This is a genomic window from Micromonospora sp. NPDC003197 (assembly GCF_053590565.1).
Genome location: NZ_JBSFTE010000049.1, coordinates 11521 through 15799, shown reverse-complemented (window position 1 = coordinate 15799; position 4279 = coordinate 11521). Strand labels below are relative to the sequence as shown.

The 4279-nt window shown below is 63.2% G+C and carries 2 protein-coding genes; both read left to right on the top strand.

The features are described from left to right. Window positions 1-121 precede the first annotated feature (121 nt). Window positions 122-1150, top strand: coding sequence for a DNRLRE domain-containing protein (locus tag ACWDV4_RS30450; RefSeq protein WP_449985890.1), 1029 nt, complete (start codon window positions 122-124; stop codon window positions 1148-1150). A 132-nt stretch (window positions 1151-1282) separates the two neighbouring features. Next, window positions 1283-4192, top strand: a complete 2910-nt coding sequence (locus ACWDV4_RS30445) for a LamG-like jellyroll fold domain-containing protein (RefSeq protein WP_449985887.1) — start codon at window positions 1283-1285, stop codon at window positions 4190-4192. Window positions 4193-4279: the final 87 nt, after the last annotated feature.

Below are 4279 nucleotides of genomic sequence, written 5' to 3'. Positions count from 1 at the left end.
CGGGCCCTCGGCATACCGGTAGAACCTCTCTAAACACCCGAATCGCCGTTCATCGAGCGCCAACTATGAGTCGACGCTCAAGTGAAAGACCGAGGTTAGCCCGCTCGCGACTCCAGGCGGCTTGACGATCTCTGGAGGTGGCAATGGTCCGCTGGTATCCATCAGCAAAGGCGACAAAAGCCTCTCGCTCACGTGGCCGACAGCCCTCCCCGTACCGGCCCTCGCCGGAAACACTGCCACCTACGCCAATGTGCTGCCGGATGTAGATCTCCAGGTCATCGCCGATCCCGCAGGGGGCTACCACGAACGACTGGTCGTAAAGACACCCACCGCAGCCGCCAATCCGACGCTCGAAGCCATCACATTTGCGGTAGCCACGAACGGCCTCACGCTCTCGGCTCGGGCTGATGGTGGCGTCAACGCCGTGGACAGCGCCGGAGCCAATATCTTCGCCACGGACACCCCGCTCATGTGGGATACGCCGGTGGCTCGACCGCTCACCAAGCTTGAGCGCATCGACGGCCTGACCAGCGAAGACCCTCAGCCGAAGTACGTCGCCCCCATGGACGTCCAGCTCACCCCGGGCGGCATCACTGTCATTCCGGACCAAGCCATCTTGGCCAAACCAGATGTTCAGTGGCCCGTTTACCTCGACCCGAGTTCCACCCCTATCACCTCGTACGACTGGACCCACGTTGCCAAGAACTTCCCCACCCAGTCGTACTGGAACTTCGACAGAAACGAAGGAGCCAAGGTCGGTTTAGGTGAAGGGGTGACCTACCGGTCGTACTTCCTGTTTGGCATCGCGGGCATCCGAGGGAAGATCGTCACGAAGGCGACCTTCGGTATTACTCTCGACCACTCCTGGCCGTGCAGCACTAATACGCCGGTCGACCTGTACCTCACCGACAACATCTCGCGCTCTGCGTCGGTGACCTGGAAGAACTCGGTAACCGACACAAACAAGTGGCGGTCCAAGCTCGCCGCAGCATCAGGGCACGCCAACGAGAGCTCGTGTGGCGAGCCGGATATGCCCATGGACTTCGCCAGCGCCGCGCTGACCAACGCGGTCTCGGCCGCCGCCGGTGGCACCAGTAATCAGCTCACTCTAGGACTTCGGGCACCTGACGAGGCCAATAACCAGCAGTAGAAGCGGTTCCACCCGAAAACCGCGAAGCTCACCGTGGAGTGGAACACCGCACCAGGGGTGCCGACTGAGCTGACCACTTACCCTCCGACCCCCTGCAACAGCACAGCAAGCCCGGCCCGACTCCCGGAGAGTATGAAGACTCCAACATTCACCGCCGGACTCTCCGATGCTGACGCCAACAACCTGACCGGATATCTAGAGATTCGGAAGGCCGCCGACGACACCCTCGCCTACGGCCCTGTGACTTCCGCCACCATCCCTGCCGGGGGTGTCATCACCTGGCCAACGCTGCCCAGCGCTGCCCTCGAACTCGACACCAACTACTACTACCAGGCTCGCGCTCGCGACACTGGCGGGGCCTACGGCCCGTACACCCCTAGGTGTTACTTCGTCATCGACGCTACCGACCCGGGCGTCCCCACCATCTCCTCCACCGACTATCCGGACGGTGCCGAAGGCGTCGCAGCAGGAACAGTCGGAACCGTCACGATCAATCCCGCCAGCGGCGATGACGACATCGCAGGCTACCGATACGGGTTCGACGACGCCGTCGGTCTGTGGGCCCCCGCTGACGACAGTGGCAAGGCCACCATCCCGATCACTCTTTGGGCCAACCCCAGCCGGCCTAGGCCGCCAGTCTCAAACCTTTGGGTGAAGGCGGTCGACAAGGCTGGCAACGAGCGTGCTGAGGTCACCGGACCGCGCACCCTCATGGCGGCGGTCTCCAGCGCTACGGCTGTCGGCAAGCCTGGGGACATGAACGGGGACGGTAGGGCAGACGTCACGGCAGTGCTGGACATGGGCGAAGGGCGCACCGCTGCCTGGAGCTTCTTGTCCTCTACCGGTGGTTTTCATGCGCCCGTCATCAACTGGGACAGTGGTATTAACGGCCGGTACGCCGCAGGCAGCATCAAGACTGGCACGGGTGATTTTGACAACGACGGCCGTACCGACACGGTGATGTTCCGGCAGGACCGCGACGGGCAGGTACGCCTCTTCAACCTCCGTTCCGACACAAACCAATACCGGGCCGACTGGTCGGAGCGGTCGGCTGGGACCTGGTTGCTCAGCGACGCACGCGTCTTCGCGGGCGACTTCAACGGCGACGGCATCGATGATGCTGCCGCCATCGTCAATGACCGTGCCGGTGGGTGGACCGCGTACGTCTACACCTCCACCGGTACATCGTTCGACTCCGCTGCTACCTGGTACACCCAGCCCGCTGGGACATACACCTGGACGAGCACCAAAACCATCGCCGGCGACTTCAACGGCGATGGCAAGACCGACATCGCCGTCGCCCAGGACACCACCGGCACACGCACCACCCTGCGGGTTCATACCTCCACCGGCAGCACGTTCGACGCCGGCAGTCAGTGGTGGGACAGTGACGCGGACACGGACCCCGAGCAGTACACCGGGTCTGCCGCAAAGTATGCCGTGGCGAACTTGGGCGGCAGCGGTGCCGATGACATCGTCGCCATGTACAACCACGGCGCCAAGACCACGATCAAGGTCTTCACGGCTGCCAGTAGCGCCTTCTCCACCCCCACAACTTGGTGGGACAGCGACACCGGAAGCAGCGACGGCTGGGACTGGCGGAAGACGGCGCAGTTCTCGGTTGGCGACTTCGACGGTGATGGAGACCTCGACCTCGCTGCAATCGTGGACTGCTGTCAGCCGGGTAGCCGGGAGTTGTGGACATTCCCCAACAGCGGCACCGGCTTCGGACAGGTTGCGAAGCAGGGCAATGCCACTGCCACCACCGCTCGCGCGGCCACAGCTCACTGGCGGATCGACGAAGGAACCGGCGGCACGTTGACGGATGCCGGCGACTCCTACCCGGCAACTCTCGCAGGTCCGGCGTGGAACAGCAGTGGCCACATCGTCGGCACGAAGGCACTTCGCCTTGACGGCACCAACGACTACGCCACCACGGGTCGCTCAATCGTGGATACCAGTCGTAGCTACTCCGTCGCTGCCTGGGTCAAGCTGGACAACACCACGACTTACCGCACCATCGCCAGCCAAGACGGCAGCAGCCTATCCGGCTTCTACCTGCAGTACAGCAAGGCATTCAACGCCTGGGCGTTCGTAGTCCCCTCGACAGACAGTGCTACGTCCGCGACCTACTGGGCAGCCAAGGACAGCGTCGCACCCCGGCTCGGGGTGTGGACACACCTGGTCGGCGTCTACGACGCCGAGGCCAACCAACTGAAGCTCTACGTCAACGGTGTCCTCCGTGGCTCCAGCAGCCGATCCGAGGCCTGGAGCGCCAACGGGCCCTTCCAGATCGGCAAGGCGCTCTCGGCGCACGCCACATCAGGAGACTGGTGGGCTGGTGATGTCGATGATGTGCAGATCTATGACGTGGCTCTCAACGGCACTGAGGCTAGCCAGATCGCCCGGGAGACCACTCCCGCCGGGCACTGGAAACTCGACACTGCCAGTGGCGCGACCGCCGACGCATCCGGCAACAATCGAAACCTGGCCCTGGTAGGTGCCACGACCGGCGGCGTCGGCAAGAACGGAGAGGGTCTAACCCTCAACGGCACCAGCAGCTACGCAACAGCGCCGAACGCCATCAACACCACGACCGGCTACACCTTCTGCGCGTGGGCAAAGCTCGACAACGTCGCAGACCTCACCTATCGCACGGTCCTAAGCCAGGAAGCCACGAGATCCAGTGGCTTCTGGCTGCGTACCAGCCCGAACCGAAAATGGGAGTTCGTCACCTCATACACTGATAACTCCTACAGCTCGGTCGAGTCCACCACGATGGTCACCGCCGACACGTGGGCACACATCTGTGCTTCATGGGACGCAGGAACGTCCCAGATGCTGCTCTTCGTGAACGGAAATCTTGAGGGGGCCAAGGTCGTGCCAGCCGGGGTCGCTGCCACTGGCCTCATCAACATCGGCAGGTACAAGTACATGGACAACTATGGCGGATACTTCGCCGGTGTCATCGACGATATGCAGATCTACGCCGGCACCATCCTCGATCCAATACAAATCCGGGCGATCATGAACGGAAGCTGATCTATCGTCGAGTCGGGGGGGGGGGGGGGGGCCCCCCCCCCCCCCGGGGGGAACCCCGCCCCACCCACACAAAAACAAACGGGAGGA